General features: G+C 73.0%; 4 protein-coding genes and 1 pseudogene. 2 read left to right on the top strand and 3 right to left on the bottom strand.

Features of this window, described 5'->3' with window-relative positions; genetic code table 11:
• Positions 1-15: 15 nt before the first annotated feature.
• The 3 genes from I73_RS08335 to I73_RS08325 are packed head-to-tail and all read right to left on the bottom strand — an operon-like array spanning position 16 to position 2,636.
• Positions 16-1,113: an MSMEG_0568 family radical SAM protein gene (locus I73_RS08335; RefSeq protein WP_026096465.1), complete on the bottom strand. Its 1,098-nt coding sequence runs from the start codon at positions 1,111-1,113 to the stop codon at positions 16-18.
• A gap of 17 nt (positions 1,114-1,130) precedes the next feature.
• Entirely contained in the window at positions 1,131-2,138 is a 1,008-nt protein-coding gene (locus I73_RS26830; RefSeq protein WP_022980188.1) for a Nit6803 family nitrilase, read from the bottom strand.
• 15 nt (positions 2,139-2,153) lie between these two features.
• Positions 2,154-2,636: an MSMEG_0572/Sll0783 family nitrogen starvation response protein gene (locus tag I73_RS08325; RefSeq protein ID WP_022980187.1), complete on the bottom strand. Its 483-nt coding sequence runs from the start codon at positions 2,634-2,636 to the stop codon at positions 2,154-2,156.
• 351 nt (positions 2,637-2,987) lie between these two features.
• Between I73_RS08325 and I73_RS08320 the strand changes: the two genes are divergently transcribed.
• Positions 2,988-4,382, top strand: coding sequence for a PLP-dependent aminotransferase family protein (locus I73_RS08320; protein ID WP_022980186.1), 1,395 nt, complete (start codon positions 2,988-2,990; stop codon positions 4,380-4,382).
• 42 nt (positions 4,383-4,424) lie between these two features.
• Positions 4,425-5,067, top strand: a pseudogene (locus tag I73_RS26825) (2-dehydropantoate 2-reductase N-terminal domain-containing protein); the annotation flags it as partial.

Below are 5,067 nucleotides of genomic sequence, written 5' to 3'. Positions count from 1 at the left end.
ACAAAGGGCCGTCCCTCAGCAGGCCAGGGGGGCGGGGCTGGGTGTGTCCTCGAACACGGCCAGCGTGGAGCAGGCTGCGCAGCGCCCGCAGCCGGCCTTGATGTCGCCCGCGCGCAGGCCGGCGGCACGCACCATGGCGCCCAGCGGGGCCAGCACCGCGCGCATGAAGTCGGCGCTGGGGGCGGGATGGTCTTCCAGCGGGGTGCCGCTGATGGGCACGAAGGGCACGACGAAGGGGTAGACGCCCAGGGCCAGCAGGCGCTCGCTGGTGGCCAGCAGGGTGTCCACGCTGTCGCCCAGGCCGGCCAGCAGGTAGGTGCTGACCTGGCCCCGCCCGAACACGTCCACCGCGGCGGCGAAGGCGTCCCAGTAGCGGGCCAGCGGCACCTCGGCCTTGCCCGGCAGCAGCTGCTGGCGCAGGGCCTCGCCCACCACCTCCAGGTGCATGCCCAGGGTGTCCACGCCGGCGTCCTTCAGGCGCTGGAACCAGGCGTCGGTGTCGGGCGGCTCGCACTGGGCCTGCAGCGGCAGGTCCACCGCGGCCTTGACCGCCTGGGCGCTCTCGCACAGCAGCAGGGCGCCGCGGTCGGGCGTGGGTGGCGTGCCGGTGGTCATCACCATGTGGCGCACGCCGTCCAGCTCCACCGCGGCACGCGCCACCTCGGCCAGCTGGGCCGGGGTCTTGCGGGCGATGGTGCGGCCGGCCGCCAGCGACTGGCCGATGGCGCAGAAGCGGCAGGCCTTGCGCCGGCTTTCGTAGCGGATGCAGGTCTGCAGCACGGTGGTGGCCAGCACGTCGCGCCCGTGCAGCGTGGCGATGTGGCTGTAGGGAATGCCGTCGGCCGTCTGGCCGCCGTAGAAGCGCGGCGTGCGGGCGAACTCGATCTGCGCGATGGGGATGCTGCCGTGGCGCAGCTGGCTGCGGCCGTCGGGCCCCGGCGCCTCGGCCACGAAGGGCGAGTCGAAGGCGCCGTGGGTGTGCACCGGCACCATCAGGGTCACGCCGTCCACCACCACGGCCTTGTGGTCGGACGGCCCGGCGCCGCCGCGGCGGCTGGCGGCGCCGGCGCCCGGGTCCTGCAGGCGCAGACCGCGGGTCTGCAGCTCGGTCATCAGCTGGGTGTTCGTGTTCACAGGGCCTCCGGGGCGGTGGCGGCAAGAGGGGGGAAGGCCTCGAGGGGATCGGTGGCGCCGGCCGTGGCGTCGTAGCCGCGCAGGGGATGGGCCGCGTCGCGGCGGATGGCCAGGCTCAGCAACTCGGGCCGCGCGTAGTGGCCCACCGAATCCATCATCCGCTTGCGCTTGTCGATCAGCGCGAAGTCCAGGTCGGCCACCACCAGGCCCTCGCCCTCGGTCAGCGGCTCGGCCAGGTACTTGCCTTCGGGCGAGACGATGGCGGTGTGGCAGCCGCCGCGCAGCGCGCCCTGCAGGGCCTCGTCGGGCATGATCTGGCGGATCTGGGCGTCGTGCAGCCAGCCGGTGGCGTTGACGACGAAGCAGCCCGATTCCAGTGCGTGGTGGCGGAGGGTGACGCCCATCTGCTCGGCGAAGATCGGCCCCACCAGCGAGCCGGGGAACTGCGCGCAGTGGATCTGCTCGTGCTGGGCCATCAGCGCGTAGCGGGCCAGCGGGTTGTAGTGCTCCCAGCAGGCCAGCGCGCCCACCCGGCCCACGCGGGTGTCCACCGGGGCCAGGCCGCTGCCGTCGCCCTGGCCCCAGACCATGCGCTCATGGTAGGTGGGGGTGATCTTGCGGCGCTTCTGCAGCAGCCGGCCATCGGCGTCGAAGATCAGCTGGGTGTTGTAGAGGCTGCCGTGGTCGCGCTCGTTGACGCCCAGCACCACCACCATGCCGGCGGCCCGGGCCGCGGCGGCCACCGCGTCGGTCATCGGGCCGGGCACGGTGGGCGCGCGCTGCATCAGCAGCAGGTGGTCGGCCCCCTGCCGCACCGGCGGCTGCACGAAGGAGAAGTAGGGGTAGTAGGGCACGAAGGTCTCGGGAAAGACGATCAGCTCCACCCCCTGGCGGGCCGCCTGCTCGATGGTTTCGAGCACGCGCGCCAGGGTGCCGTCGGCGCTGTCCAGATCGGGGGCGATCTGGGCGGCGGCGGCCCGGACCGTGGTGTGGGATGCCGGCATGGGGGCTCCGGGGTGTCAGAGGGTCCAGGTGTCCAGGATGAAGGCGTTCTGCTGGCGGTGCAGCAGCACCACGTCCAGCACGTCCAGCGGGTTGATCGGGCGGATGCCCTCGATCAGCGCGCCTTCGCCGTGGCCGTACAGGGCCTGCAGCGCGAAGCGGCAGGCGTAGACCTTGCCGCCCTCGGCCATGAAGCGTTCGAGCTGCTTGTTGAAGTTCTGGTGGCCGGGGAAGGCCTCGTCGCCCAGCTTGGGAAAGCCGCGCTTGACGCCCAGGGTCACGCCCGGGCCGTAGAGCAGGATGGAGGTCTCGAAGCCCTTGCGCTGCAGCCGCAGGGCCTGCAGCAGGTTGACCAGGCCGATCGAGCCTTCGAAGGCCACGGTGTGGAAGGTGACCAGGGCCTTCTCGCCCGGCGCGGCCTTGACGTCCTCGAAGACCTTTTCTTCGTAGTCGACCAGGAAGTCGCCGATCTGGTGGGCCGGGTAGGTGACGGTGGGCATGGGAGTCCTTTCAGGGGAGGGGGGGCAGGAAGGGCGCTGCGGTGGTGGGCCACGCGGCAACGGGCGCTGTCTTGCGAGGCGCGTGCCGCCGGGCGGCGTGGCGGCGCGATCAATGGCCGATCAACCGGGCGGGGGCCGGGCGCGGCCGGGGCCGGGCCGCGGCCTGGTTTGCGCGGGCGCAAGGCGGCGCCGCACCAAGCCGGGCAGGCGCCCATGCGATCAATGCACCCGATCAATGGCCGGCACGCACCGCGCGGGGTCGCGCCTCGGCGGGGGTGAAGGCCCCGCAAAGCGTTGACATTGGGCAAACTGGCGGGGCGCGTCCGGACCTGACGTACCGCCCGCGATGGCATGCCGTTTTCCCACTGGATTCCCCGCCTGCGCAGCAGCGAGCTGCCCGCCTACCAGCTGATCCCGGAGCTGCTGTCCGAGGACTTGCGCAACGGCCGCCTGGCCCCGCGCGAGCGCCTGCCGCCCCTGCGCGACCTGGCCCAGGTGCTGGGCCTGAACTACACGACGGTGGTGCGCGGGTTCGCCCAGGCGCGCGAGCGCGGCCTGATCGCCTCGCGTCCGGGCCTGGGCTCCTATGCCCGCGGCTCCTTCATCGGCCTGCCGCTGCGCGGCGGCACCGGCGCCGAGATGACGATGAACATGCCGCCGGAGCTGGTGGGCCACCCGGCCGAGCAGCGCCTGCAGGAGGCCGCGGCGCAGTGGATGGCGCAGATGCCGCTGCACGACGTGATGCGCTACCAGGACTTCGGCGGCTCGACCCAGGACCGCGAGGTGGCGGCCCACTGGCTGCGCCAGTGGCTGCAGGAGGCCAGCGCCGAGCGGGTGCTGGTCTGCCCCGGCATCCACAGCGCGCTGACGGCCCTGGTCAGCCTGCTGATCCGCCCGGGCCAGAGCCTGTGCGTGGAGGCCCTGGCCTATCCCGGGCTGAAGGCCATCGCAGCCCAGCTGGGCACGCAGCTGCACCCGTTGCCGATGGACGAACAGGGCGTGCTGCCCGAGGCCTTCGAGGCCGCCTGCAAGACCACGCCGGTGGGGGCGCTGTATGTGTGCCCCAACCTGCACAACCCCACCGTGGTGTCGTTGCCGATGCGCCGACGCGAGCAACTGGCCGACATCGCGCTGCGCTACAGCATTCCGATCATCGAGGACGACGCCTACGGCATGCTGCCGGTGGCCGTGCCGCCGCCGCTGGCCGACTTCGCGCCCGGCCTGACCTACTACATCACCGGCATGTCCAAGTGGCTGGGCGCCGGGCTGCGCCACGCCTATGTGCTGGCCCCCACCGCCGCGGCCACCCAGCGCCTGGCCGGCGCCCTGCGGGCAATGACGGTCATGGCCTCCACCGTCAGCATGGGCCTGGTGACCCACTGGCTGGAGAGCGGCCTGGGCCAGACCTGGCTGGAGGCCATCCGCGCCGAATGCGAGTGGCGCAGCGCGTTCGCGCGCAGCCAGCTCGAAGGGCTGGGCGCACGCACCCATCCCCAGGGCTTCCATGTGTGGCTGCCGCTGCAGGACCGGGACGATGGCCGCTGCCCCAGCGCCGACCTGGCCGCGGCCCTGCGCCCGCTGGGCGTGGCGGCGGTGGCCAGCCAGGCCTTCTCCACCGACCGCGTGCCGCCCGAGGGCATCCGCCTGTGCCTGGGCGGCGCGCTCACCCGTGACGACTGCGGCCGGGCCCTCCAGGCGGTGGTGGACGCCCTGGCCCGCTGCCGGGAAGGGGCGGGCCTGCCCTGAGGGGGTGCTGGCACACTGTCCTTCTCAAAGGAGCCCGTTTCCATGAGGACAGAACCACCGCTCTCCATCGCCGTCGTCGGCCCGGGCGCCATCGGGACCACGGTCGCGGCGGCGCTGCACGAGGTCGGCCGCACGCCGCTGCTGTGCGGCCGCACCGCCCGCGCTCAGCTGACGCTGCACGATGGCGATCGCCTCGTCACCGTGCCCGGCCCGGTCTCGACGGATCCTGCGCGGGCTGACCGCCCCTGCGATCTCGTCTTCCTGGCGGTCAAGGCGACGCAGGTCGAGGCCGCGGCCCCCTGGCTGGCCGCCTTGAGCGGCCGGACACCGTGGTGTGCGTGCTGCAGAACGGGGTCGAGCAGCTGGCGCAGGTCGCCCCGCACTGCCCCCGCGGGCAGATCGTCCCCGCGGTGGTGTGGTTCCCTGCGCAGGCCCAGGCCGATGGTTCGGTGCGCCTGCGCGGCCAGGCGCGCCTGAGCCTGCCGGACGTGCCGACGGCCCGCGGGGTGGCCCAAGCGCTGCACGGCAGCCGGTGCGCCGTGAACCTGGCCGCGGACTTCCAGGCTCTGGCCTGTCTCTTGCTGCTGATGAACGCGGTGGCCGGTCTCATGGTGCTGGCCCGCCGTCTCGCGGATATGGTCGGTCGGAATGACATCTCCTCGTTGGCCCTGTCCTATCTGCAGGA

It is taken from the genome of Ideonella sp. B508-1 (genome assembly GCF_000333615.1).
Classification (GTDB): Bacteria; Pseudomonadota; Gammaproteobacteria; order Burkholderiales; family Burkholderiaceae_C; genus Ideonella.
This window is presented reverse-complemented; position numbering and strand designations above follow the sequence as displayed.

Bases quoted from the DNA above. Each gene is read 5' to 3' on its own strand.
- I73_RS08335 (WP_026096465.1), bottom strand. From the start codon at position 1,113: ATGACCGAGCTGCAGACCCGCGGTCTGCGCCTGCAGGACCCGGGCGCC.
- I73_RS08320 (WP_022980186.1), top strand. From the start codon at position 2,988: ATGCCGTTTTCCCACTGGATTCCCCGCCTGCGCAGCAGCGAGCTGCCC.
- I73_RS08325 (WP_022980187.1), bottom strand. From the start codon at position 2,636: ATGCCCACCGTCACCTACCCGGCCCACCAGATCGGCGACTTCCTGGTC.
- I73_RS26830 (WP_022980188.1), bottom strand. From the start codon at position 2,138: ATGCCGGCATCCCACACCACGGTCCGGGCCGCCGCCGCCCAGATCGCC.